Origin of the sequence: Asaia sp. BMEF1 (genome assembly GCF_051628905.1) — a bacterium.
Classification (GTDB): Bacteria; Pseudomonadota; Alphaproteobacteria; order Acetobacterales; family Acetobacteraceae; genus Asaia.
Map to the genome: position 1 here is coordinate 96,679 of NZ_CP157575.1, position 25,110 is coordinate 121,788.

Annotated in this window: 17 protein-coding genes; 10 read left to right on the forward strand and 7 right to left on the reverse strand. The window is 59.0% G+C overall.

What is annotated here, in order from left to right:
- Nucleotides 1-437: 437 nt before the first annotated feature.
- The 6 genes from ABHV46_RS00425 to ABHV46_RS00450 all read right to left on the reverse strand — a co-directional run bounded on the left by ABHV46_RS00425 (nucleotide 438) and on the right by ABHV46_RS00450 (nucleotide 8,943).
- Nucleotides 438-1,211, reverse strand: coding sequence for an SDR family NAD(P)-dependent oxidoreductase (locus tag ABHV46_RS00425; RefSeq protein ID WP_438382242.1), 774 nt, complete (start codon nucleotides 1,209-1,211; stop codon nucleotides 438-440).
- 17 nt (nucleotides 1,212-1,228) lie between these two features.
- Complete coding sequence (locus ABHV46_RS00430; RefSeq protein ID WP_438382243.1) at nucleotides 1,229-2,332, reverse strand: ABC transporter ATP-binding protein; 1,104 nt, start codon at nucleotides 2,330-2,332, stop codon at nucleotides 1,229-1,231.
- 39 nt (nucleotides 2,333-2,371) lie between these two features.
- Nucleotides 2,372-3,199 (reverse strand): carbohydrate ABC transporter permease, encoded by an 828-nt coding sequence (locus tag ABHV46_RS00435; protein ID WP_336945408.1) that lies wholly within the window; start codon nucleotides 3,197-3,199, stop codon nucleotides 2,372-2,374.
- Between the two features lie 4 nt (nucleotides 3,200-3,203).
- Complete coding sequence (locus tag ABHV46_RS00440; RefSeq protein ID WP_336945407.1) at nucleotides 3,204-4,097, reverse strand: carbohydrate ABC transporter permease; 894 nt, start codon at nucleotides 4,095-4,097, stop codon at nucleotides 3,204-3,206.
- Nucleotides 4,098-4,206: 109 nt separating this feature from the next.
- On the reverse strand, nucleotides 4,207-5,844 hold the full coding sequence (locus ABHV46_RS00445) for an FGGY-family carbohydrate kinase (protein WP_438382244.1): 1,638 nt from the start codon (nucleotides 5,842-5,844) through the stop codon (nucleotides 4,207-4,209).
- A 162-nt stretch (nucleotides 5,845-6,006) separates the two neighbouring features.
- Nucleotides 6,007-8,943, reverse strand: a complete 2,937-nt coding sequence (locus ABHV46_RS00450; protein WP_438382245.1) for a TonB-dependent receptor plug domain-containing protein — start codon at nucleotides 8,941-8,943, stop codon at nucleotides 6,007-6,009.
- Nucleotides 8,944-9,243: 300 nt separating this feature from the next.
- On the opposite strand from ABHV46_RS00450, the gene edd reads away from it, so the two are divergent.
- The 8 genes from edd to ABHV46_RS00490 all read left to right on the forward strand — a co-directional run bounded on the left by edd (nucleotide 9,244) and on the right by ABHV46_RS00490 (nucleotide 19,229).
- A complete protein-coding gene (gene edd, locus ABHV46_RS00455; RefSeq protein WP_438382246.1) occupies nucleotides 9,244-11,232 on the forward strand; it encodes a phosphogluconate dehydratase in 1,989 nt (662 codons plus the stop codon).
- The gene (gene eda, locus ABHV46_RS00460; RefSeq protein WP_438382247.1) at nucleotides 11,132-11,722 is read left to right on the forward strand and encodes a bifunctional 4-hydroxy-2-oxoglutarate aldolase/2-dehydro-3-deoxy-phosphogluconate aldolase; all 591 of its coding nucleotides are present in this window, start codon (nucleotides 11,132-11,134) and stop codon (nucleotides 11,720-11,722) included. Before edd ends, eda begins: the two co-directional genes overlap by 101 nt.
- A 233-nt stretch (nucleotides 11,723-11,955) precedes the next feature.
- Entirely contained in the window at nucleotides 11,956-13,515 is a 1,560-nt protein-coding gene (locus ABHV46_RS00465; protein WP_438382248.1) for an MFS transporter, read from the forward strand.
- Between the two features lie 3 nt (nucleotides 13,516-13,518).
- Nucleotides 13,519-14,613, forward strand: coding sequence for an HlyD family secretion protein (locus tag ABHV46_RS00470; RefSeq protein WP_438382249.1), 1,095 nt, complete (start codon nucleotides 13,519-13,521; stop codon nucleotides 14,611-14,613).
- A complete protein-coding gene (locus tag ABHV46_RS00475) occupies nucleotides 14,610-16,073 on the forward strand; it encodes an efflux transporter outer membrane subunit (protein ID WP_438382250.1) in 1,464 nt (487 codons plus the stop codon). The genes ABHV46_RS00470 and ABHV46_RS00475 overlap by 4 nt, the downstream gene beginning before the upstream one ends.
- A 236-nt stretch (nucleotides 16,074-16,309) precedes the next feature.
- Nucleotides 16,310-16,843 (forward strand): metal-dependent hydrolase, encoded by a 534-nt coding sequence (locus ABHV46_RS00480; protein WP_438382251.1) that lies wholly within the window; start codon nucleotides 16,310-16,312, stop codon nucleotides 16,841-16,843.
- Nucleotides 16,844-16,897: 54 nt separating this feature from the next.
- The gene (gene purH / locus ABHV46_RS00485; protein WP_438382252.1) at nucleotides 16,898-18,478 is read left to right on the forward strand and encodes a bifunctional phosphoribosylaminoimidazolecarboxamide formyltransferase/IMP cyclohydrolase; all 1,581 of its coding nucleotides are present in this window, start codon (nucleotides 16,898-16,900) and stop codon (nucleotides 18,476-18,478) included.
- Nucleotides 18,479-18,512: 34 nt separating this feature from the next.
- A complete protein-coding gene (locus ABHV46_RS00490) occupies nucleotides 18,513-19,229 on the forward strand; it encodes a hypothetical protein (RefSeq protein ID WP_438382253.1) in 717 nt (238 codons plus the stop codon).
- Nucleotides 19,230-19,276: 47 nt separating this feature from the next.
- Here the strand turns inward: ABHV46_RS00490 and ABHV46_RS00495 are convergent, their stop codons facing one another.
- Nucleotides 19,277-20,533 (reverse strand): AGE family epimerase/isomerase, encoded by a 1,257-nt coding sequence (locus ABHV46_RS00495; RefSeq protein ID WP_438382254.1) that lies wholly within the window; start codon nucleotides 20,531-20,533, stop codon nucleotides 19,277-19,279.
- Between the two features lie 266 nt (nucleotides 20,534-20,799).
- On the opposite strand from ABHV46_RS00495, the gene ABHV46_RS00500 reads away from it, so the two are divergent.
- A complete protein-coding gene (locus ABHV46_RS00500; RefSeq protein ID WP_438382255.1) occupies nucleotides 20,800-22,281 on the forward strand; it encodes a glycosyltransferase family 2 protein in 1,482 nt (493 codons plus the stop codon).
- A 223-nt stretch (nucleotides 22,282-22,504) separates the two neighbouring features.
- Nucleotides 22,505-25,108 (forward strand): ATP-dependent chaperone ClpB, encoded by a 2,604-nt coding sequence (gene clpB / locus ABHV46_RS00505; RefSeq protein ID WP_438382256.1) that lies wholly within the window; start codon nucleotides 22,505-22,507, stop codon nucleotides 25,106-25,108.
- Nucleotides 25,109-25,110 lie beyond the last annotated feature (2 nt).

Consider the following 25,110-nt stretch of genomic DNA (forward strand, 5'->3'; position numbering starts at 1 on the left):
AGACTTTTTTTCGTCCAACCAGGCGATCTGAATCCTACGGGCAGGCGACCATTACTGCTCTATAGAGACCGGCTGCAGATGGGCCATCTACTCTTCCATCAGCGAACGCAAATCACTCATGGTCAGTCTCCTTGATGAGCTTGAGGCAGATTTTTACAGATGGAACAATCGAGCCTGAAACTACTGTTTCCGGTTGTCCGTGTGCTCGGTGTTGGCTTGAGCCCAAAGTGGATTTCCCAGGGCAACCTGTGTCGGGCTGGCTAGGACATTAATCCCCGACACGAAGTTTCCCGGCGTTTTTTCGGGCAGCATTTGCTGTGAGGCTTGCAGTCGTTCGTTAGTCGGGGCCTGACGTAGGCTCTCAAGACACCCACATACCGTAGATCTATCGCCTCCCTCGTCGCGCTGACGAGGGAGGGAGACTTAGGGCACGTACCTTACCAGACGGTGAAGCCGCCATCGACGCTGACGATCGAGCCGGTCATCAGGCTGGCTGCGTCCGAGGCAAGGAACTGCACGACCGAGGCTACTTCCTCTGGCTGTCCCACGCGGCCCATCGGCGTACCGTCGATCCAGCGATCGTAGAGCGCGGGTTTCTGCATACCGAAGCGCGTCAGAGTGGTCTCGATATAGGTCGGGGCTACGGCGTTGGCGCGAATGCCGTGCTGTGCCCACTCGGCCGCGATCGACCGGATATATTGATGGACACCCGCTTTGGACGCGTTGTAGGCCGCCTGTTCCTGCGGGCGGTTAACGATCAGACCCGACATCGAGCCAATGGCGACGATCGCGCCGCTTTTCTGCTTGATCATGACCTTACCGACGGCCTGACAGCAGCGGAACACGCCATTCAGATTGACGTTGATCTGTTTGAGCCACTGGTCTTCGGTCATATCCTCGGCCTTGACCTCGGAAATGCACATGCCGGCATTGGCAACCATGATGTCGAGCTTGCCGTGCTTTGCAACGATGGTGTCGACCGCCTGTGTAACACTGGCTTCCGATGTGACATCCATCGCCACGCTGCAAGCCTTCAGGCCCTGATCGGTCAGGCTCTTGGCGGATTCAGCGGCCTTGGCGCCGTCGAGATCGGCGATAACCACATGGGCGCCGGCTTCTGCCAACGCGGTGGCGCAGCACAGGCCGATATTCTGGGCGCCGCCGGTGATGACAGCGATACGACCGTCGAGGCGCAGTTTTTCCATATACATAGGAAGATACTTTCTTGTTAACCGGCGAGACGGTGGCGCATGAGCTTTGTCAGCGCCATCCCTCTTGCGTCGAAGAGATGACAATTTTCAGAGAGGAGACGCAGGCGAACGCTGCTGTCGATTTCGCCGCCATGGTCGCCATCGGTCTGCACGATAATCACTGCTCCGTCGGGCATTGCGACGTGCAAGAGCGTCAGCGCCCCAAGGCGCTCGACCATGCGGATGACGCCTTCGATCTGTCCGTTCGGATCAAGCACGATATGCTCGGGGCGCACACCCAGCGTCATGGCTTCCGCCGAGGCGCTGTCGCCCGGCAGGACCGGCACGATAACGGGATCGCCATGATCGGGCGCCACCGCAATGCCGTTCTCACTGACGGCGCGCACGGTCACGGGGAGGAAATTCATCGGGGGCGACCCGATGAAGCGGGCGACGAAGAGATTGCGCGGATGGTGATAAAGTTCGAGTGGTGAGCCGACTTGCTCGACGACGCCCTTTTGCAGCACGACAATCTTGTCGGCCATGGTCATGGCTTCGACCTGATCGTGAGTCACATAGATGGTCGTGGCCTTGAGGCGGCGATGTAGCGTGGCGAGTTCGACACGCATCTGCCCGCGCAGGGCTGCGTCGAGATTCGATAGGGGTTCATCAAACAGGAACACCTTTGGGTTACGCACGATGGCACGCCCAATCGCCACGCGCTGTCTCTGGCCACCTGAAAGCTGACCGGGCTTGTGCTTGAGATAGGAATCGAGCTGAAGCGTTTTCGCGACATCGGTTATTTTCTGACGTCGCTCAGCCTCCGGCATTCCGGCCAGCTTCAGCCCGAATTCCATGTTCTGGTAGACGTTCATATGCGGGTAGAGCGCATAGGACTGAAAGACCATGGCAAGGCCACGCTTGGCAGGCTCGACGTCATTGACGCGCTTGCCGTCGATCATCAGATCGCCGCCCGAAATTTCTTCGAGCCCGGCGATCATGCGCAGTAAGGTTGATTTGCCGCATCCCGAGGGGCCAACGAAAACGACGAATTCTTCGTCATTGATGTCGAGCGAAACGCCCTTGATGATTTCTTCCGCGTGATAGGTTTTGCGGATATCGCGCAGTTCAACTTTGGCCATGGGTCACTCCAGGAGTGCGTGAGAGGCGGGCAATAAGGGTCATTTCACAGCGCCGAAGGTCAGGCCACGGACGAGCTGCTTCTGGCTGAACCAGCCGAAAACCAGGATCGGTGCGACAGCGAGCGTCGATGCGGCAGAGAGCTTGGCGAAAAACAGCCCCTCGGGTGACGAAAAGGAAGCGATGAAGCTCGCCAGTGGCGCCGCATTGGACGAGGTCAGATTGAGCGACCAGAAAGCCTCGTTCCAGCACAGGATGAGCGAGAGCAGAGCGGTTGAGGCGATGCCGGGCAAGGCGAGGGGCAGAAGCACCACGCTGATTTCCTGCCAGCGATTGGCGCCGTCCATCCGGCCAGCCTCAAGGATCGGCACAGGGACCTCCTTGAAGAAGGTGTAGAGCATCCAGACGATAATCGGCAGATTGGTCAGCAGATTGATAATGGCCAGACCGATGACCGTATCGAGCAGACCCGTCGATTTGGCAATCAGATAGACCGGCACCAGCACGCCGACCGGCGGCAACATGCGCGTCGAGAGCATCCAGAGCAGCGTGCCACGTGTGCGTTTGCCGGGGTAAAACGCCATGGAGTAGGCCGCAGGAACGCCCAGAAGCAGCGCGCCACCTGTGGCGAGTACCGACATAAACACAGTGTTGAACGTGAAGTGCCAGTAATTCTCCTGGGCGAATACGTCGTGATAGCTCTGGAGCGTTGGGTGGAAAATGAGATGTGGCGGTGTCGAGATGGCATCCATCTCGCTTTTGAAGCCCGTCAGCACCATCCAGAAGATTGGAAAGAAGATCCAGAGCGCCACCGCCCAGCCGATGAGGCCGAGGGCGATTTTGGGCAGGCGTTTCGTGTTGCTTGCCATGATCTTATGCCTCCAGATTGCGGGCAACCGCACGAACGAGGAAGGCCGCGATGATGTTGGCGATGATAATCGCAATCACGCCGCCAGCCGACGCACCGCCGATATCGAATTGCTGCAATGCGCGAGAGAAGATCAGGAAGGCGAGATTGGTCGAGGCAACGCCGGGCCCGCCGGACGTCGTGACCGAAATTTCGGCAAACACGGTCAGGAGATAGATCGTCTCGATCATGACCACGACTGTAATCGCGCGGCTCAGATGCGGCAGGATGATATAGCGGAACCGCGCAATCGGTCCGGCGCCATCCATGCGTGCAGCTTCCTTCTGCTCATGATCGAGCGACTGCACTGCGGTCAGAAGAATGAGCACGGCGAAGGGTAGCCACTCCCACGCGACAATCATCATGACTGTCTGCATCGGGTAATGGGCGAGCCAGTCTATGGGTTGAAGCCCGACAGCCCGCATCATGGCGCTATACACCCCATATATCGGGTGTAGCATCAGGTTCTTCCAGAGAAGGGCCGAGACGGTTGGCATCACGAAAAATGGCGAGATGACCAGCACGCGCGCGATGCCGCGCCCCCAGAAATCCTGGTCGTAAAGGACAGCGAGCAAAATACCGCCGCCTACGCTGACGACCAGCACGCCCAGAACGAGCAGGACCGTATTGAGAAGGGCATAAAGAAAATCGGGGTCGGTCAGCAGATAGACGTAATTACTGAATCCGGCGAACCCCTTGAGCGTGGGGTCGACAAGATTGTAGTTCTGGAACGAATACCAAAGCGTCAGAACGAGCGGGAGCAAAGACCAGATCAGTAGAATAATCACGGCAGGGGAGAGAAAAGCTCCTGCGCCCGATTTACGTTTCACCCGTTCCGGTGAGGCAATGACGGCTTCCATAGGCGAGCTCCGCAGGCGGCTTGCCGCCTGTACTGGCTGTGAAGGAAAACTCTGGTGAAAGACACAGGACGACCGTGACTGGAGGGCGTCCCGGAGATGAGAAGGGCGTTCAGGCAGAAAGCGCTTCACGCATCAGGGCGCGATGACGCAGTTGCTCCTCATGCATGGACTGGAACACGGCGAATTTCGCGTTGTGATAGCGCTTAGTGCGTCCATCGGGCGCAACTTCCGCCCCGACGCGAGCCATTTGCGACATGGCACTACGCATGTCGTCATACGCGCCCCCCGCGACGGCACCGAGAATGGCCGAACCGAGGAGTACGGCATCGGTTTCCTGAGGCAGCATGATGCGACAGCCAGTGGCGTTGGCATGTTCGCGCAGGAAGACGGGGTTTTTCGTCCCGCCACCGGTCGCGAAAATGGTGTCTATCGCATAACCCTTCTCATTGAGGGCGCGGATGATATCGCGTGTGCCATAGGCCAAGGCCTGAATGGTGCCGAGATAGAGTTTGGCGAGATCATCGATCGTTGCCGAAAGGCTCAAGCCGCTCACCATGCCCTTTAGCGTGGGGTCGGCATGCGGCGAACGGTTGCCATGAAAATCGGGCAGCACATGGAACTCAGCCGTCAGTGTGCCGGGCAGGGCGTCTTTTTCCAGCTCGGCGAGGCGCTCATTCAGTAATTCATAAATCGTGCGGCCTTCTGCCTTCGCCTTTTCGGCCAAAGCCGGGCCCTGCGCATGGGTCGTGATCACGAAATCGACCAACGAGCCGACCGCCGATTGACCTGCCTCGTTCAGCCACATGCCGGGCAGCATGGCTTCCGAATAGGGGCCCCAGATGCCGTCGACATAACGGGCATCACGCGACACGGCCATGTGGCAGCTTGACGTGCCGCCAATCAAGGCGAGGCTGCGATCGAGCGCAGCGTCATCGAGCGTCTCTCCCGATGCGGCGCCGAGAACGCCGATCCCACCCGCATGGGCATCGATTGCCGAGACACCCACCGGGATACCGGCTTCGAGCCCGAGTTCGCGGGCGGCAACATCGCTCAGCCCATTGCCGACGGCTTCGCCAAGGGAACGCACCGTGTCACCGATACGGCGATATTTCTCCTCGACCAGTTCCTCGAGGCCGATCGCGGCGAAATAGCTGTCGTCCCAACCGTTGTCGTGGGCGAGATAGGTCCATTTGCACACAGTCGAACAGCAACTGCGTGACTCGGCGCCGGTAGCACGCCAGGTTAGATAATCAGGGAGATCGAAGAAATACCCGGCCTTTGCAAAGGTCTCGGGCATGTTGCGCTTGAGCCAGAGGAGTTTGGGCGTTTCCATTTCGGGCGATATGGTGCCGCCGACGTAACGCAGCACATCGTATTTACCCGCATTGATGTCGTCGGCCTCTTTCATGGCGCGATGATCGGCCCAGAGGATCACGTCCTGCTCGGCCGCGCCTTTCGGGTCGACGGAGAGGGGCTTTCCTTCGCGGTCGAGCACGACGAGCGAACAGGTCGCATCGAAACCGATACCCCGAACAACCGGGGATCGGTCGGCAATCTCTTCCATGGCAGAACGCACACATTTGCAGATCGCGGCCCATATATCCGTGGAGGATTGCTGAATGAAATCAGCCTGAGGGCGCCAGGTCTGAGTCGCGATTACACAGGAAGCAAGCTTCTGTCCGGTCAGGGAAAACACACCAGCGCGCGCGCTGCCTGTCCCGACATCCACGCCAATCACAACTTCCATGGGAACTCATCCAAACTCTTACGAAGTTGTCATATTCCCACTCAGCTTCTGGGATGCAATTCACCAATGCGTGTGATCTGTCTCAATCTGTATGAGATATCGCACAAAAAAACCCGGCATCTTGGGATGCCGGGTTTTGTCGCCTTCAGAAGCCTGGAGCGATCAGAAGTTCACACCAGCCTGAACGAAGACGTTACGGCCCATGACGAGGTTACCGTACTGGTAAACGTTGGTGTTTGTTCCGCCGTCGACGACATAGGGCGGCTTCTTATCAAACAGGTTGCGCACACCAGTCTGGAAGTTCCAGCGGTTCAGCTGATAGGCCAGCGTGATGTCGTGGGTGAAGATGCCGGGTGTTTTATAACGGCCCACGGATCCCTTCACGAGGTCGGCAGACTGATTATTCCAGACCATGCCGCCTGTGTAGCTCATCATGTAGATGAAGCTGAAATCGTCATGGCGCCATGTTGCCGTCGCGTAGTCACGCACGCGGGGCTGACCCGTCTGATTATTATAGAGCAGACGACCGTCGTAATTGTACCACTGACCACCCGGCACATATTGCTGCTGATAGCTGACCAGCTGCTGAAAGTTGTTGCTCAGGTTCAGGCGGTCATGACGGGTGATACGGAAGGTGTAATCCAGATCGAAGTCGATACCGCTTGTATGCAGGCCGCCCAGATTTTCGTACATCGCCGTAGCTGTCTGGATCTGCTGGGTCTGAGCATTACGCACGATGGCCGAGCAATAGCCGGTATTTGCGCCCGTATAGCACTGATCGAGCAGATACTGTGTGCCGATGACACTGATCATGTTTTTGAGTGTGTAATGCCAGTACTCGACCGAAAGCGAGAGACCTGGGACCCAGTGCGGTGTCAGCACAGTACCAAATGTGTAGGTGCGACCGGTCTCAGGCTTGACCTGAGAGTTGCCGCCCTGGAGGGTCGGCACCTGGGCCGAATTGCGCATCTCGAAACCCGAGCCTATGCCCTGGCGGGCGCAGGTGGCTGCAACGGTCGGCGAGGATGCACCATAGCTGGCGACCTGCGAGCAAGGATCATACGCGGTTACATAGCTCAGCTGCTGACCGCCGAAGAGCTCGAAGATGTTTGGCTGACGATAGGAAGTACCCAGAGTTCCACGAAAACGAATATCGCGGTTGGGCGCCCAGTTGATGGCGACCTTCCAGTTCTTGGCGGAGCCAAAGGTGTTGTAGGACGAATAACGGCCCTGAGCGTCGATCGTCAGATCCTTCGCAAGGAAGGCGTTCTTCAGCAGATTCAGCTTACCTTCGAGATAGCCCTCGGAAACATTGAAACCGCCGCCTGTATAGGCTTGGGTGTTAGTCAGTGTTAGACCCTGCGCGACCAGAGGATCGGGGCTATCGCTCATCTGCTCGCTGCGGTGTTCCATCCCAAGGGCGATACCAAGCTCGCCGCCGTTTTTCCAAGGCATCGAAACGACATGGTTGTTATGCACACGGAAGTTGGTGTCGCGGAACTGATACTGAATGTTCTCGACAGTGGTGTAATTGGTATAGGCAGCGCCCTGCGGCGTCAGCTTGCCGAACGGTGAGGAAAGTTCGCAACCTGCCGATGCCTGACATACGCTCGGATCATAGGCGAGGCTGGTGTCCGGGTTGCCGGGATCGGTTGCGCGCAGACCCCAGGTGTTGAGCAGGTTGGCGTAGTTGCCAATGTTGAGACTGCGAACGTTTTCACGGTTTACACCATAGGTGTAGGACGCATCGTACATCCATCCATGGGTAATTTCGCCCTTTGCGCCGAATATGCCGGTAACGGTGTCTGACGCGCGTTCATAACGGCGGGGCCCCCATTCGCCCATGCGACGATAGACAGTCGTGTCCTCACCGAACGGGTTGCCGGGATAATCGCCCGGTACATTGACTGCGTTGGGAAGTGTGCTGGGCGGGATCGAGCCTGTCATGGGCTCGGGTGCCATGAAGCTGTTGGTCGTGCGGTGGCTGTAAAGCACGTTTGCATAGACGGTCAGATGCTTGTTCACATCGTAATGTGCATCACCTGAAAGCGAAGAATCCTGATAATTGTTGGTGAGGCTGGTATCGCGATTGAAGGGATAACGATCCGCTTTTGTAAATGGCACGACCGTCTGGCCATTGTCATGCGTTGTGTAGCCCTTACCGTTGCCGCTATCCGGATAAAACACTCCGTTAGTGCTGTAGGACGAGCCGTAAGTGGGTTGGCCCGAAACCGGGTTCGTCAGGGCGACCGGGTTGGCCCAGGCACGATTACGCTGCATGACGCCTGTCGAGGTCAGGTACTGACCGAACAGGGTGATGTTGCCTTTGCCATGGTCGAAGTTCCAGCCTTTGAAAGCCGAAAGCATGCCTTCGGGGGCATCGCCATATTGCGAGATGCTGCCGCGCATCGTGATGTTGCCGGTGTTCACATCGTGACGCATCTTGATGTTGATGACACCGGAAACGGCATCGGCACCGTATAGCTCGGAGCCGCCGTCCTTAAGGATTTCAACACTCGCAACCTGTTGAAGCGGGATGGAGTTGAGATCGACGCAATTCGAATTGCCGTTGATGGTCGTGCGTTTGCCGTCGATCAACACCAGCACGCGGTTGGTACCGAGGTTGCGAAGATCAGTACAAGAGACACCGCCTCCGCCATTTGTGACGGCGTTCGTCGTCGCGCTGGAACCAACCGACGGAAGGCGCATGAAGTAGTCGCTCAGATTGTTAACGCCTGTCTGGGCGATCTGCTTGGCGGTGATGATCTGGACCGGGTTTGCGTTGGTGTTGTTCGACGTGCTGAGTGCCGAACCCACGACCGTGATGCTTTCATTTCCCGCAGGAGCGGGGCCAGGGAGGCTTTGCAAAGCGCTGCGTCGCATGCGCACCGGCGTTGCAGCCGAAACCGCAGCGGGTGTTGAGCTCGCTACCGCGGCTTTCGTCGCTGCATGGGCGCTGCGCTTGGTGGCGGTCTTGTGTGCCGCCTTCTGCGTCGTGGTCGTGTTTGTGGCTGCCTGAGCGGTAACGCTTACACCGGCAAGAATGGTCGCACCGAGCAGCAACGAGGCATGGCGGAGGCGAATGCGGGAAATGGCCATTGGTCACTTTCGCGAAAGGAAATGATGGCGGAAGGAACGCCGAATTGCCCCCGAGATGGCACAACGTGATTGAGGGTTTCAATAACGTAATGTGACGTCACGCATGGTAATTGTGACATTTTCATTGCGATGTGTTCCTCATGCAACAGGAAGTTGCATGGGTAATGTTATAAAAATTTAAAAACCCGCCCTTCGGGGGAATTTTATTGCGCGACTACTCTTGACCCGAAGATCACAGGAACTTTACAACGGCTCACCTCGCGAAATCGCGAGCAGAAACACAGCCCCTAGTGAGCCGCCATGTCTCTTCATCCTGTCGTTGCTTCCGTCACCGAGCGCATTATTGAGCGCTCCGCCGTGTCGCGGCGCCGTTACCTTGCCTTGATGGAGCGCAATCGTCAGAAGGGCATTTCACGCCCGCGTCTGGCCTGCGGCAATCTGGCGCATGCCCTTGCGGCTTCAGGGGAGGACAAGGCACGTCTCATGCGCGGGGGTGGCGTCAATCTGGGCGTGATCACCAGCTATAATGACATGCTGTCGGCGCATCAGCCTTATGCGCGTTACCCCGATCAGATGAAGCTCTACGCGCGCGAGCTTGGCGCTACCGTACAGGTGGCGGGCGGCGTGCCCGCAATGTGCGATGGCGTCACGCAGGGGCAGGAGGGCATGGAGCTCTCGCTGCTGTCTCGCGACAATATCGCCATGGGCACGGCCATCGGCCTGAGCCACGGCATGTTCGAGGGCGTGGCGCTTCTGGGCATCTGCGACAAGATTGTGCCCGGTCTGCTCATGGGGGCTTTGCGCTTCGGTCATCTGCCTGCACTGCTCGTACCTGCCGGACCGATGACCTCGGGTCTGCCCAATAAGGAGAAGCAGCGTGTTCGTCAGCTTTATGCCGAGGGTAAGGTGGATTCCAGCGCCTTGATGGAGGCGGAAGCCGCCTCCTATCATAGCGCAGGCACCTGCACCTTCTACGGCACGGCCAACACCAACCAGATGATGGTCGAGTTGATGGGGCTGATGCTTCCTGATTCCGCCTTCTGGAACCCGAATAGCCGCATCCGTCAGGCACTCAACCGCAAGGCCGTTCAGCGTCTGGTCGAAATTGCGCGACCGGGTGACGATCACCGTCCGCTGGCCCAGCTCGTGGATGAGAAGGCGATCGTCAACGCGGCGGTTGGGCTCCTCGCGACGGGTGGCTCGACCAATCACGCTATTCATCTTCCGGCAATTGCGCGCGCTGCGGGCATCTGCATCGACTGGAGCGATCTCGACACGCTCTCCGCAGCCGTGCCCTTGCTGACCCGCGCCTATCCGAATGGTTCGGCTGACGTGAATGCCATGCAGGAGGCGGGCGGGTTGCCGACCCTCATCGCCGCGCTCTGCGATGGTGGCATGCTGCATCAGGATATCCTCACCGTCTCCAAGGGCGGGTTCGCCGATTACGCCTGCCGCGCCCGTCTCGAAGGCGAGGCCCTGCTCTACAGTGCGGCCCGTGCGTCTGCAGATCGTGGCGTGTTGCGCGACACGAAAGACCCGTTCCGCAAGGATGGTGGCATGCGCCTCGTTCAGGGTTCGCTGGGAAGGGGTATCTACAAGACCAGCGCCGTCGATGACGATCGTCAGACCATCGAGGCCCCGGCTGCCGTGTTCCACACGCAGGAAGACGTCATCAGTGCCTTCAAGGCCGGAAAGCTCAATCGCGATGTAATCGTGGTCGTGCGTTTTCAGGGTCCTGACGCCAATGGTATGCCCGAGCTGCATCGCCTGACCCCGACCCTCGCCGTGTTGCAGGACAAGGGCTATCGCGTGGCGCTGCTGACCGACGGGCGCATGTCTGGCGCAAGCGGCAAGGTGCCTGCGGCTATTCATATCTGCCCCGAGGCACAGTCAGGCGGCCCGATTGCCTGCATTGAGGATGGCGATATCCTGCGCATCTGCGCCCAGCGGGGCGAGATTGAAGCCTTGGTCGATCCTGCGATATGGGAAGCGCGCAAGCCTGCGCAGCCGCCACTGGCAGGGGCAGGCACGGGGCGCGAACTGTTCGCCCTCATGCGCAGCCGCTCCGACAGTGCGGAAAAAGGGGGATCGGCCATGCTCGCGGCCATGGAAGACGTGATGGATAGTCACGGCGCGGAACTCGATAAGGAAGATATTCATGCTCGACACGACAATGCTGGACGCTGTGATGACCAAATGTCCGGTCATTCCGGTTCTGGTCATCCCGGATCTGTCACTGGCGCGCCCGATCGCGCAGGCGCTGGTCGCGGGCGGGTTGACCACGCTTGAAGTGACCTTGCGCACCGATTGTGCGCTTGAGGCCATCCGCGAGATGTCGAAGGTGGAAGGCGCTCATGTCGGCGCCGGCACCGTGCTGAATGGTGACGATCTGTCGCGCGCCGTCGATGCGGGCGCGCAGTTCATCGTCAGCCCGGGCCTTACGCCTGAGGTGGCCGCGGCCGCGCAGCGCCATGACGTGCCGCTTCTGCCGGGTGTGGCCAATGCGGGTGACATCATGCGCGGTCTCGATATGGGGCTGAGCCGTTTCAAGTTCTTTCCTGCCATGGCCAATGGCGGTTTGCCCGCGCTGAAGGCGCTGGCCTCTGTTTTCGGTAAAGTGCGTTTTTGTCCGACGGGCGGTATCAGTGAAGACAATGCCGCCGAATGGCTGGCTGAATCGGCAGTGAGCTGTGTCGGCGGTTCATGGCTGACGAGCGGTCCATTCGATGCCGGTGCAATTGAATCGCGCGCTCATCGGGCCTCCCATCTCGGCCGCTGAACCGAAAACAACGCTGGGCTGCAAGCATGACGCTCGTCAGACAGGGCGTGGCGCAACAAGGGGAGGGAAGACGGTCGAGCTGATCTCTTTTCCCATCCCTCTAGTGCGAGTTTTCTGACGAGTAAGATAAGTTTTATCCATGTGTCGATTGCAACGACGCGCGGAATCGCCGAATAAAGTTTCATGTCTCAGAAGAGTGCCCTTGCAGAGTTTCATGGTGGTGAAGCGCGCCCATGACCAAACAGGGGCGTTCCTATTTTGGATTGGCCGGGGTCATCGTTCTCGCGATGACGACCGAGCTTAACGAACAGGTCTCGTCACAATCCCTGCCCGATATTCTCGGTGGCCTTGGCCTCAGCCACGATGCCGGAACGTGGTTCAACAGCCTGTATCTCTCGGCAGAAATTTTCGGCATGTCGCTTGCGCCGTGGCTTGCGCTGACCTTTGTCGTGCGGCGATTTGCGATCTGCGTTGCCCTGACTGCGAGCCTGTCCGCCTCGCTCATTCCTTTTACCGATAATCTGACACTGCTTTACGGCCTGCGTATCGTTGAAGGTCTCGCCGGGGGCTTTGCTATCCCTCTTGTGCTGATGATCGCACTGCGTGTTCTGGCGCCGCCAATCCGGCTCTACGGGCTCGCTGCTTATTCGCTGACAGCCACGTTTTTCCCCAATCTGAGTACGGCTCTTGCTGGCCTCTGGACAGATCTGGTCGATTGGCGATTCGTGTTCTGGCAGGCTGTGCCGTTCGGCAGTCTGGCCATTTCGCTACTCTGGTATGGGCTACCAGCTGAAAAACCCAACTACAGACGTTTCAGTTATTTCGACTGGAAAGGCGCCTTCCTCATCCTGTTCGGATTCGGGTCGTTTTCGACCATGCTGCAGCAGGGCGACCGTTTTGACTGGTTCAATTCACCCGCTATCTGCGTGTTGGCGCTTGTCGCTCTGATCTGCCTGCCTTTGCTGGTTTATAATGAATGGAACCAGCATACGCCGCTTTTCCGCTTCCAGCTTCTGGGCAGACGGAATTTTGCCTATGGCGCCTCGACATTGCTGATTTTTCTGGTGGTCTCGCTTGCGTCATCCACGCTGCCCGCGAGTTTTTTGCAGGAGGTGGCCGGTTACCGACCCGAGCAGATCTATCTCGTCACGCTCGAAATAGCCTGCATCCAGTTGATCATGCTGCCTCTGATGGCCCTGGTGCTCAACAGTAAAGCGGTCGATAGCCGTATCGTCAGTCTGCTCGGTATGATGCTGATTCTCATGGCCTGTGCGGGGGACAGCTTCATGACCGTCGGGTGGAACCGCAACGAGTTCTATCTCTGGCAGATTTTCATGGGGGCGGGTGAAGCCATGATCGTCATGCCCCTGCTGATGATGTCGACAAATTCGCTCGTCCCTGCAGAGGGGCCGTTTGCGGCGGCGATGGTGAACACGCCGCGCGCCGTCGCGCAGGCCATCGGAATCTGGCTTTTGCAGCTTATCCATCGCTGGCGGGGTGGGTTGCATTCCAACCGTCTGACGGATCGTATCGGCGTCGATCGCTATCGCACCTATCAGGCCAATGCGCTCCCCCTTCAGAAACCCGCGCCACTCTTGCCCGATGGGACGCCGCGCTCGGCAGATTCGCTCGTGACGTTCAAGTCGCAACTGGCGCACCAGACGACGGTTCTGGAATTATCCGACGCCTATATGATTATTGCCGCCATTACGGTTTGTCTGATGGTGTCGGTGCTCCTGTTGCCGCAGCGTACTTTTCCTCCCCGTCTCATGTTCATAAAGAAACAGTCCTGACCCATGGCTTCTGACGATCAAGAAAGCGCCCCGGCAAAATGGCCGTTCGTCGTTACGGCACTTGTCATCGTGGTTTTCTGCGGTGTCGTTCTGGCAATTATCTTCCTGCCGACCCGACATGTATGGACGAATGACGCCTATGTGACGGCACATTACGCCACCATCGCCCCACGTGTGCCGGGGCAGGTGGTCAAAGTGCTGGTGGACGACAATCAGAGCGTTAAGGCGGGTCAGGTTCTCGCCAGGCTAGACCCGAGCGACTATGAGACGGCCCTCATGCGTAGCAAGGCGCAGCTGGTGCATGACCAGGCCCTCGTAAGCGACGCTCAGGCCTCCGTCGAGCGTCAGCCGAGCATGATCGAGGAGAGCAAGGCAGAGGCGGCGCGCATCAGTGCACAGCTGGTCTATGCCCGTCAGAATGCCCAGCGTTATCATAACCTGGCCCAGACAGGGGCGGGCTCCAATCAGGAGCGTCAACTTACCGACGCCTCCATGAGAGAGATGGAGGCCAATCTCCGCAGCATGAACGCCCGTATCGCGGCAGCGGAAGCCGATATCCCCATTCTGCGCGCGCGGCACGAAGCGTCGCTCAAGACGCTGGAAATCGACAGGGCAATCATCAGGCAGGATGAACTCAATCTCTCCTATACCGAGATACGGGCACCATTTGACGGAATGGTCGGCGAAAAGACCGTCCAGGCTGGCAATTATGTGGCTCCCGGCGCGGCCTTGATGGCTGTCGTGCCCATGGATCAGCTCTGGATCATGGCGAACTATCGCGAGCTCGCCTTGCGCCACATGCGGCCCGGCCAGCATGCGCGTATCCATGTCGATGCCTATGACATGGATCTGGACGGTATCGTAGACAGTATTCCTCCGGCTTCCGGTGCGGCGTTCGCGCCTATTGCACCGGAAAATGCCACCGGCAATTTCACCAAGATCGTGCAGAGATTGCCGGTAAAGATCATTGTCGCTCCCAATCAGCCTTTGGCGAAGCTGCTGCGCATGGGATTTTCGGTCGAAACAAGCGTCGATACGCATCTCGAGAATGTGGTCGATGAGCAGCAGCACAGCGCGACCGGAATTACCGCCCGATGAGGCGTCCCGCTCGCCTGGCTGCGTCGTCGCTCGCAATGACCCTGCTTGCAGGCTGTACGATGGGCCCCGATTTCAGGCGTCCGGATATCACAGCCCCCACGCAGTATGAACAGCAGCCTCAAGGGCTGGCTGGCACGACTTATGGCGGTCCTGTCGATATCGCGTGGTGGAAACTCTTCAACGACCCAGAGCTCAACCGGCTGATCGATCGTCTCGCAGTACAGAATATCGATCTTCAACGCGGGATGCAGCGTATCGAGGAAGCCCGGTCGCAGACGCGTATCGCCGCAGCACAGGGCCTACCCAATATGGGCTGGGCCGGCTCGTACACCCGCACGCATCAGAGTGAAACGGGGTTTATCTCTCTCGTTCAGCCCAGAGCGGGTGCGCCAAACGAGTATGACTTCTTTCAGAACACGCTAGGCGCGTCGTGGGATCTCGATCTTTTCGGACAGATCAGACGCGCGGTCGAGGCGCAACACGCCACCCAGGAAGCTGCGGTCGAGGCACGCCATGGTCTCGCTCTGAGCACGCTGGCAACGCTCGTCAATTCCTATATGCAGCTTCGGGGCGTGCAGGACCAGATCGCCATAACCGAACGCCATCTGGCGGTTGCCGAGCATGATGTGGCGCTCGTTGAGTCACGCTTTGGCAATGGCGCGGCGACGACACTCGACCTTGCGCAGGCGCGCACCGAGCAGGCGAATACGGCGTCGGCCTTGCCTACGCTCAAAAATGCCGAGAGCGCGTTGATCAATGCTATCGGGTTGTTGCTCGATGAGCCGCCGCGCAGCCTCGCCGTTGAACTGGCGCGACGCGATGGCGCTCTGCCGATTATTGTGCCTGCGGCGCCGATCGGTCTTCCCTCGGCACTCGCACGCAGACGGCCCGATATTCGCGAGGCGGAGGCGCGCCTCCATGCGGCCACCGCCGGGGTCGGGGTTGCGATTGCTGCATTCTATCCTGATATCACCCTGACCGGGCAGATGGGCACCCAGACTCTCTCCGCCGCCAATTTCTTCTCTTTACCCTCGCGTCAGTTCGCCACAGGGCCGACGCTCTCGGTGCCGCTTTTCGAGGGTGGACGCCTGCGCGGGACGTTGGCCCTGAGAAAAGCCGAGCAGAAAGACGCGGCGCTGGCGTTTCATCAGACGGTGATGACGGCCTGGAACGAGGTGGACAATGCGCTGACTGCCTATGCGCAGGCGCAAAAGCGCCTCGTTCAGACAGAAATTGCCTGGCAGGAAAGCCGCAAGGCGGTGTCGATTGCCCAGCAGCAATACCGTGAAGGAGCGGTCGATTTCCTGCAAGTCGACACGACCGAGCGTGCGGCGCTTGAGGCAGAGGCGAATTTCTCCGCCAACCGTATCCAGATAGCGACGTCTTTCGTCTCGCTCTACCGGGCTCTGGGTGGTGGATGGGAATACCCGGCATTTACTGGAAAAAATATCGCAAAATGAGGAGGTTGAAATATCCTCCTCATAATATGAAAGAAGTCTTTCTTTTGTTGCCTGGTATGTTTTGATCTCACATATGATCTGGATTATACAAATTGCTGTTAATAAAAGATATTTTGAATTTATACCTCCTGTGAGCGCTGGTTCTCGTATCTCCGGAAACCGCTCACAAAATCAAAAAACTCGGCTTTAGAATCAATAAGATGGACGTAGGAGTCAAAGCGGTGCCATAAGGCGGCATGATCGGACGTTCTCATATCGTTCTTGGTGTCGCCTCCGCTGTGACCGCCTCATCCATGGGCTATGTGCCCCTTTCGTTTGTGAGCCTATGTGCGGCAGGCCTTGGTAGTCTGGCGCCCGATCTCGACACCGAGAGATCGCTTCTTGGTTGCCGCATGGTGTGGTTGTCGAGACCGCTATCCCGGCTATGGGGCCACCGCACCATTACGCATTCCTTTTTCGTGCCGCTGCTCGCCGCGTGGGCGCTGATCCATTTCAATGGCGTGGCGTCGCTACATTCCGCCTGGGGCGCCTTTCTGATCGGCTATCTCAGCCATATCGTGGCCGATCTGATGACCGGAGGCTGTTGGGCGCTTTACCCTCTGTCGAAAAACAGGGTGTCTCTCTGGCCCTACGCAAAGACAGGCAGTTTCAGGGAATATCTTCTGCTCGTCTGCTGCCTGGGCCTGCTGAGCTGCGTGACCTATCATTATCTCTCCCGTAATCTGCATCATGACGGGACAAGGGCGCAGCATCACGCCTTCATTGCCTAAACGGGCGCGGGGAACTAAGAGCAGCACAGAAAATCAGCCATTCCGGAGCCCGTCATGTCCTCTCCCGATCGTCTGCCCATTCGTCGGGCGCTTCTCTCCGTTTCAGACAAGGCGGGGCTGATCGCGCTCGGCAGGGCGCTCGTCGCGCAGGGGGCGCAGCTTCTTTCGACCGGAGGCTCGGCCAAGGCGCTGCGCGATGCCGGGCTCGACGTGACAGATGTCTCCGACCATACGGGTTTTCCCGAAATTCTGGACGGCCGTGTCAAGACGCTCGTTCCGCAGATTCATGGTGGCATTCTCGGGCGCCGCGACCTTGAGGCGCATCTTGCCCAGATGGACGAGCATAATATCGCGCCGATCGATCTCGTCTGCGTCAATCTCTATCCTTTTGCGGCGACAGTGGCGTCGGGGGCTGGCGCTGAAGATTGTATCGAAAATATCGATATCGGGGGCCCGGCGCTGATACGTGCGGCAGCCAAGAATCATGCTCACGTTGTGATCCTGACAGAGCCTGCACAATATGACTCGCTCATCGACGCACTGGCTGAGGGCGGCTCCACTCTTGCCGAGCGCCAGCTCTGGGCCGGTGCCGCCTATGCCCATACTGCGGCTTATGATTCCATGATTGCTTCCTGGTTTGCAGGTCAGCGCGGCGATGCTCTGCCAGAGACCATGACGCTGAGCGGCACCCGCCGCGAGCTTCTGCGTTACGGCGAAAACCCGCATCAGAACGCGGCCTTCTACGTCACTTCAGAGAAGCGTCATGGCATTGCCACGGCGACCCAGGTTCAGGGTAAGGCGCTGAGCTATAACAACCTGAACGACACCGATGCTGCGTTCGAGGCCGTTGCCGAATTCGACAAACCGAGCGTCGTGATCGTGAAGCATGCTAATCCCTGTGGCGTAGCCAGCGCCGAGACGCTCGAAACCGCGTGGAAATCGGCGTTGAAATGCGACCCGGTTTCGGCTTTCGGCGGCATCGTGGCGCTCAACCGCCCGCTCGATGAGGCGACGGCGGAGCAGATCGCGACGATCTTTACCGAAGTGATCGTCGCGCCCGATGCGACAGAGGGCGCAAAGACCGTGCTAAGCCGCAAGAAGAACCTGCGTCTGCTTCTGACGGGTGGTGTGCCTTCGGCAACCTCCGAGGGGCTGACGTTCAAATCCGTTGCTGGCGGTTTTCTCGCGCAGAGCCGTGACGCAGGGCAGGTGACCGAAGCCGATCTGCGCGTCGTCACCAAGCGTGCGCCCACGGACGCCGAAATGGCCGATCTTCTTTTCGCGTTCCGTGTCGCCAAGCATGTCAAATCCAACGCCGTGATCTACGCCAAGGATCGTGCGACGGTGGGCATCGGTGCGGGTCAGATGTCGCGTGTCGATTCAGCCCGCATTGCGGCGCGCAAGAGCCTCGACGCTGCCGAAGCTGCTGGTGAAACCGTTGCCCTGACGCAAGGCTCCGTCGCCGCTTCCGACGCCTTCTTCCCGTTTGCTGACGGGCTTGAAAGCGTAATTGCAGCAGGTGCGGTCGCCGTCATCCAGCCGGGCGGGTCGATCCGCGATCAGGAAGTGATCGATGCAGCCGATGAAGCAGGAATCGCCATGGTCTTTACCGGCATGCGCCATTTCCGTCACTGACGGTCAGGTCATCGGGTCGAAACAGGAGGGCAGAATGGAAAATCGGTTGCAGAAGCTTTGCGCGTCGATAGGGCTGACAGCTCTTATCGCCGGGTTTTCAGGCGCGGCGCTGGCTGCGACAACGCCGCCAACCGATACTGCCCTCTCAAGCACTTGTGTGTTCGATCTTGCCAACCTGCCGCGCTTTTCCGGCAAAATCGAGCGCCTTTTGCCCGGCACGCAGGGGGATGCTGTCGGAGCCCTGTTGGCGGATGGCACTGAAGTCGAAATGCCGCCCGGTTTGGCTGCACAGGACCATCATCTGCGTGCGGGTGTGATGCTGGTCGTGAAAGGGCTCGCAGCGCCCTCGCTCCATCTGGTACGTGCCTTCGCGCTCAGTGGCACGACCGATCTCTGCGCCGCTCCCATGCCTGAACTCGTGACCTCCGCGCCCCCAGCCAATGCTGAAGGGCGTATCGTGAGATTGCTTCATGACGGCGATGGTGCCCTGAATGGGGCGGTGCTCAATACCGGTACGGTGCTGCGTGTGCCCGCTTCGGGCGCGCGGACGAATTTTCTCAAACTCGGGGCGCCGATCTACGCCGATGGCTATGGATATCAGACCGCTTTCGGCAGGCTGGTCGTAGCTCGTCGTCTCGGGCCGGATCGGTTGCAGGCCATTCATGTTTCCGATGAGCCGCTCATCCCGCGTGGGGCTCCGCCAGGCTCGACCGGTTACGACCAGATCGACGCACCCGGCGGCACGGAATAAGTCCTGAAACATTCCGCCCGATCAAGGGCGGGGTGTGGCGATGCAGATTAGACAATGTCCGATTCACGCAATGCCAGCGTGAGGCAGGGGGAAAGCGGCAGGATGGGCGCCACCGTCGCTTGGAACGCGTGATAGAGATCGGCTTTGTCAGGATAGACTTCGCCGGAGATGCGCCCCTGTGCATCCACCTCGTTACGCCAGCCGCCATGTTCGTGGTCGATCAGTGCTTCGGCGATATAGTCCCAGAGCTTGCGATACCAGGTTTCATAGGCCGGGCTGCCCGTGCGCTTGAGCAGATTGACCGCTGCGGTAACAGCCTCGGCCTGCACCCAGTGTGCGCGCACGGTCACGTGCGGCTTACGGTCCCAGTCGATCGTGTAGATCATGCCCGGCTTGCCGTCGGGCGCCCAGCCATAGCGCAGGGCGGAGTCTAGCAGCGCGCGTGAATCATGTAGCATCCAGCCGGGAGCAACCCCTTCGCGACGCAGAAGGGCGGCTTCGACCTTGACGGTCAGATGGGCCCATTCTGCAAAATGCCCCGGTGTCATGCCATAAGGGCGAAGGGAGTCTGTCGGCTTGTCCTTGTTGTAGTCGCGCAGTAGTACCCAGTCGCGGTTGAAATGCTCGGGCATGCAATAATCGTGACTGCCTGCAATTTCGTGCACAAAGCGATGGACGATGCGGTGGGCTCGCTTGAGCCATTCGTCGTTGCCAGTGATATCGGCAAGGGCCAAGCAGGCCTCTGTCGAATGCATATTAGCATTCGCCCCGCGATAATCCTCTTCGTCGCTCCAGTCACGCGCAAAGCTTTCGCGCATGACGCCTTCGTCTTCCGACCAGTAATGCGTTTCGAGTATCTCCGTAGCCAGGGAGAGGAGCTTTTCGCCGCCTTCGACCCCCAGCAGCGTGGCTGACGATCCGGCGAGTGCGACGAAAGCGTGCAGGTAAGCCTGTTTGCGATTATCCGGCGCCGAAGGCGTTTCGAACCACCCTCCGTGATCCTTGTCGTGGAGCGGGCCGAGCAAGGCTGCGACCCCATGACGTACCAGCGGCAGGCAGCCGGGAATGCCCTGCAGGGTCGCCATCGAAAACGCGTGGACCATGCGGGCGGTGAGAATGCCATCAGGCTGCGCGTCCTTGGGCAACGAGCCATCACGCCCGAGCGCTCCGAAGCCGCCTTCCATGCGTGAGGCCTGGGCGAAACGCAGCAGACGACGTCCCTCAGCGGCGAGCCACAGGCGATGGGCGGAGCGTCGAACCCAGCTTGTTTCGGGCAGGAGCATTGGGGAGAGAAGATCGGTCATCGTGCCATCCAGTCATGCAGTCGTTTTGATCAACACGCAGAGAAGGGGCCGGGGTTGCGGTTTCGTCAGGTGATTGCCGTACCCGGAGCGTCGCACGGGTTATTTACCATCAATCAGTCACAAGAATTCACTGTCGCTCTTGAAGAGGCGAACTTATGATAGGCAATGCTGTGATTGCATGGCGGAAATCGTCAGTCCAAAAGTATTGGGCAGCGCCATTAAATCGCGAATAACAGAGACTTTCGAGCAGGATGATCATAAAAACCATGCCGCCGTCAAAAACTGCCAACGCTCAGGATCTCGCAAGCTTCGGCAAGCTTCCTCTCGCCGTCGCGCGCAACAAGGGGATCTGGCCTCAACCGCGCTATCAGCACGTTCTGGTCGCCTGCGCGCGTTGGGAGGCCGACAGCGTCGTCGAGTGGCTGACTTACCATCGGTCGATCGGTTTCGATCATGTCTATCTCTATTGTAACGATGATGAGCCCGCGGCACTTTATGAGGCCGTACTTCCCTTTCTTCAGGGAGCATCGCCTTTTGTGACATTCCATCATTATCGCTATCAGGGTGAGCAGTTACAGATGTATCGCCATTTTCTCAGGCATTACGCCCATGAGACGAAATGGCTGATGTTCCTCGATCTGGACGAGTTCGTTTGCCTGCCCGGAAGCGATGATATTGCGAGTGTTAGTGCCCGCTTCGGAGCTGATCACGACGCCATTTATCTGAACTGGTGCGGTTACGGGCATTCAGGCCACAGCAAGAGACCTAGCAACGGTATTTTGCGCAACTACACCAAACGCGAAATCGGCGCGTCGCCCTTCACCAAGATTCTGGCCAAGACAGGTGCCGTTTCCTACCGCCTGTCCTTCGACAACCCGCTGGTCGCCATCCATCACGATTTGTTCGCTCTGGGCGCGCCGCTACGCGCCTGCAACATGCTGGGAGAGTCGATGGAGGGATATTACGACAACTTCCCTGATAATGCCTGGGCCTTCCTGAATGCTGATAACCGACGTGTGAGGCTGGTCGAAGCGGGGTATATCGCTCATTTCAACATACGTTCGGAGCAGGATTTCGCTCGCAGGATCGAGCGGGGGTGCAAGGGCGATTTCGGGGCCCAGACCCATTGGCGTGACAGGAATGCCGAAGAGCGTCAGGCCTATCATAACGATACGAATGCGGTGACCGACCCGTATCTAAGCGTTTACTGGAAGTCCCTCGTCGGCCAGAGCACTGAGACGACCCTCATTCCGGGCTCGATCTGGCCATTACTGTCGGTCGGCAAGCGCGCCACGCAAAGTTCTACCCTGCATGACGGATCACGCGACGAAGATGCCTGCCGCGCCGTTTCCGGCCGCCTGACAGGTCGCCCGCAGCACCATACTGCCTTGAGCGATAATCCCTGGTGGATGGTCGATCTGGGGGCGCTTAGCCATATCCATGAGATCATGATCTTCAACCGTCTTGATGGCGTGATGGAGCGGCTTTCGAGTTTCAGGATTGAAGTGTCTCATGACCGCTTCTTCTGGAATACGATCATCGACCGTCAGAATGGCCGGGTTTTCGGCGGTCTCGATGGTACGCCATTCCATTGGCATGACGAAGCAGGTGTTCTAGGGCGCTTCGTACGTGTCACTGTGCCGGGCCTCCAGGTCTATCTTCAGACTGATCAGATCGAGATTTACGGGCGACCGTTTTCACTCGTCGAGTTCGAAAAGCAACGTGCGCCGAATGCGGCCCTGACCTGATTGCCCTGTTCCCATGTCGTGTCGCCCGCCCACGTGCAGCGGCGACACGCCATGGCGCCTCATCTATAGTCGGCGCCGTTTGTGCCTTTTATCTCGAATGCGCTCTCTTGGCATTCGAACAAATGCTCCCATCTTCAAATCATGACATTGCGAGGACTGCCATAATGGGGTCCACGCGGTCGCAACTGGCCGCCTTCACGGGGCATAGGAGCATTGCAGAACCATGAATATTGAGAAATTTACCGACCGGAGCCGCGGGTTTCTTCAGGCCGCATCGACGATTGCCCTGCGTGACTATCATCAGCAGCTAACCCCTGAACATCTCCTCAAGGCCCTGCTCGACGACCCTGAAGGCGCCGCCTCGGGTCTCATCCGCGCCGCAGGCGGCGACCCTGAGATCGTACGCAAGGCGAATGACGCCGCGCTCGCCCGTCTGCCCAAAGTACAGGGCGGTGGTGCTGGTCAGCCCCAGGCTACGCCCGACCTTGTGCGTGCCCTCGACACGGCCGAGCAGGACGCCCAGCGTGCGGGTGACAGCTTCGTCGCGCAGGACAGGCTGCTTGTCGCGTTGGCTGGCAGCAAATCGGCGGCAGGGCAGGCTCTTACGGAAGGCAAGGCCGACGCCAAGGCGCTTGAACGTGCTGTAGTCCAACTTCGCAAGGGCCGTGTCGTCGATAGCGCCAGTGCAGAGGCTGGCTTCGACGCGCTCAAGAAATATGCGCGCGACGTCACGGCGGTGGCGCAGTCCGGCAAGCTCGATCCGGTCATCGGGCGAGATGAGGAAATTCGCCGCGCCATTCAGGTTCTGGCCCGACGCACCAAGAATAATCCTGTCCTCATCGGCGAGCCAGGTGTCGGCAAGACGGCCATCGTCGAAGGGCTGGCGCTGCGTATCGTCAATGGCGACGTGCCCGAGGCCCTGCGTAACAAGAAGCTGCTTTCGCTCGATATGGGCGCGCTGGTTGCCGGTGCGAAATATCGGGGTGAGTTCGAGGAACGTCTGAAGGCGGTTCTGAAAGAAATCGAAAGCGCCGAGGGGCAGGTCATCCTGTTCATCGATGAAATGCACACGCTCGTCGGCGCAGGGCGCTCCGATGGCGCCATGGATGCGTCGAACCTCATCAAGCCGGAACTCGCCAGAGGTGTTCTGCACTGCATCGGTGCGACGACGCTGGATGAATATCGCAAATATATCGAGAAGGATGCGGCGCTTGCCCGCCGCTTCCAGCCCGTTTTCGTGGGTGAGCCTTCGGTATCCGATACGATTTCGATCCTGCGTGGTATCAAGGAGAAATACGAGCTGCATCACGGTGTGCGCATCACCGATGGCGCGCTCGTGGCGGCTGCGACCTTGTCCAACCGCTACATCACTGACCGCTTCCTGCCTGACAAGGCGATCGATCTGATGGATGAGGCAGCGAGCCGTCTGCGCATGCAGATCGACAGCAAGCCTGAGGCGCTGGACGAACTCGACCGGCGGATCATCCAGCTCAAGATCGAGCGCGAGGCGATCCGCAAGGAGGACGACAGCGCGAGCCGTGAGCGTCTGGGAAAGCTCGAAGTCGAACTGGCTGATCTTCAGGAACAGTCAGATACTCTGGGTGCGGCGTGGCATGCAGAGAAAGATCGTGTCAATGCGATCCAGAAGCTCAAGGAACAGCTCGACCATGCCCGCTCCGAGGTCGAGGTGGCGCAGCGCAAGGGCGATCTCGGCAAGGCATCCGAGCTGATGTATGCGACCATTCCCGGTCTGGAGCGCCAGATCGAGGCGTCCCAGCAGCAAGAGCAAAAGGAAGCGGATCAGGCGGGGCTGTTCAGCGAGGCTGTGACAGATCAGGGTATTGCTGCTGTCGTGTCGCGCTGGACTGGCGTGCCGGTAGACCGGATGCTCGAAGGCGAGCGCGCCAAGCTGGTGCGCATGGAAGACTCCCTGCGCGAGCGCGTGGTGGGTCAGGAGCCCGCGCTCAAGGCGGTGTCAAACGCCGTCAGGAGGGCGCGCGCCGGGTTGCAGGACCCCAATCGTCCGATTGGCTCTTTCCTGTTCCTTGGCCCGACCGGTGTGGGCAAGACCGAACTGGCCAAGGCGCTGGCCCAGTTCCTGTTCGATGACGATCGCGCCATGCTGCGCGTCGACATGAGCGAGTTCATGGAGAAGCACGCTGTGTCTCGTCTGGTCGGCGCGCCTCCGGGCTATGTCGGATACGAAGAAGGCGGTGTGCTGACCGAGGCCGTTCGTCGCAGACCGTATCAGGTGATCCTGTTCGACGAGGTCGAAAAGGCGCATGAGGACGTCTTCAATATTCTGCTTCAGGTGCTCGATGACGGGCGGTTGACCGACGGGCAGGGGCGCGTGGTCGACTTTCGCAACACGATCATCATCCTGACTTCCAATCTCGGCTCGGACATCCTTGCCAGTCAGCCGGATGGCGAGAGCACCGATCTGGTTCAGGCTCAGGTCATGGCAGTGGTGCGCAACCATTTCCGCCCCGAGTTCCTCAACCGCCTGGATGAGATCGTTCTGTTCTCGCGTCTGCAGCGTGCTGACATGAACCGTATCGTCGCGATACAGCTCACGCGCCTGCGCGGCCTGCTTGAAGAGCGCAAGATCACGCTCGATCTCGATCAGGCGGCAAATGACTGGCTGGCCGAGTCCGGTTATGACCCTGTCTATGGCGCGCGCCCGCTCAAGAGAGTCATCCAGCGCAGCCTGCAGAATACGCTGGCGGGTCTTATCCTCGACGGGTCTATTTCTGATGGTCGGACGGTTCATGTTTCGGCGAACGAAAAGGGCCTCGTCATAAACGGTCAGCAGGCGGAAATCGACTGATC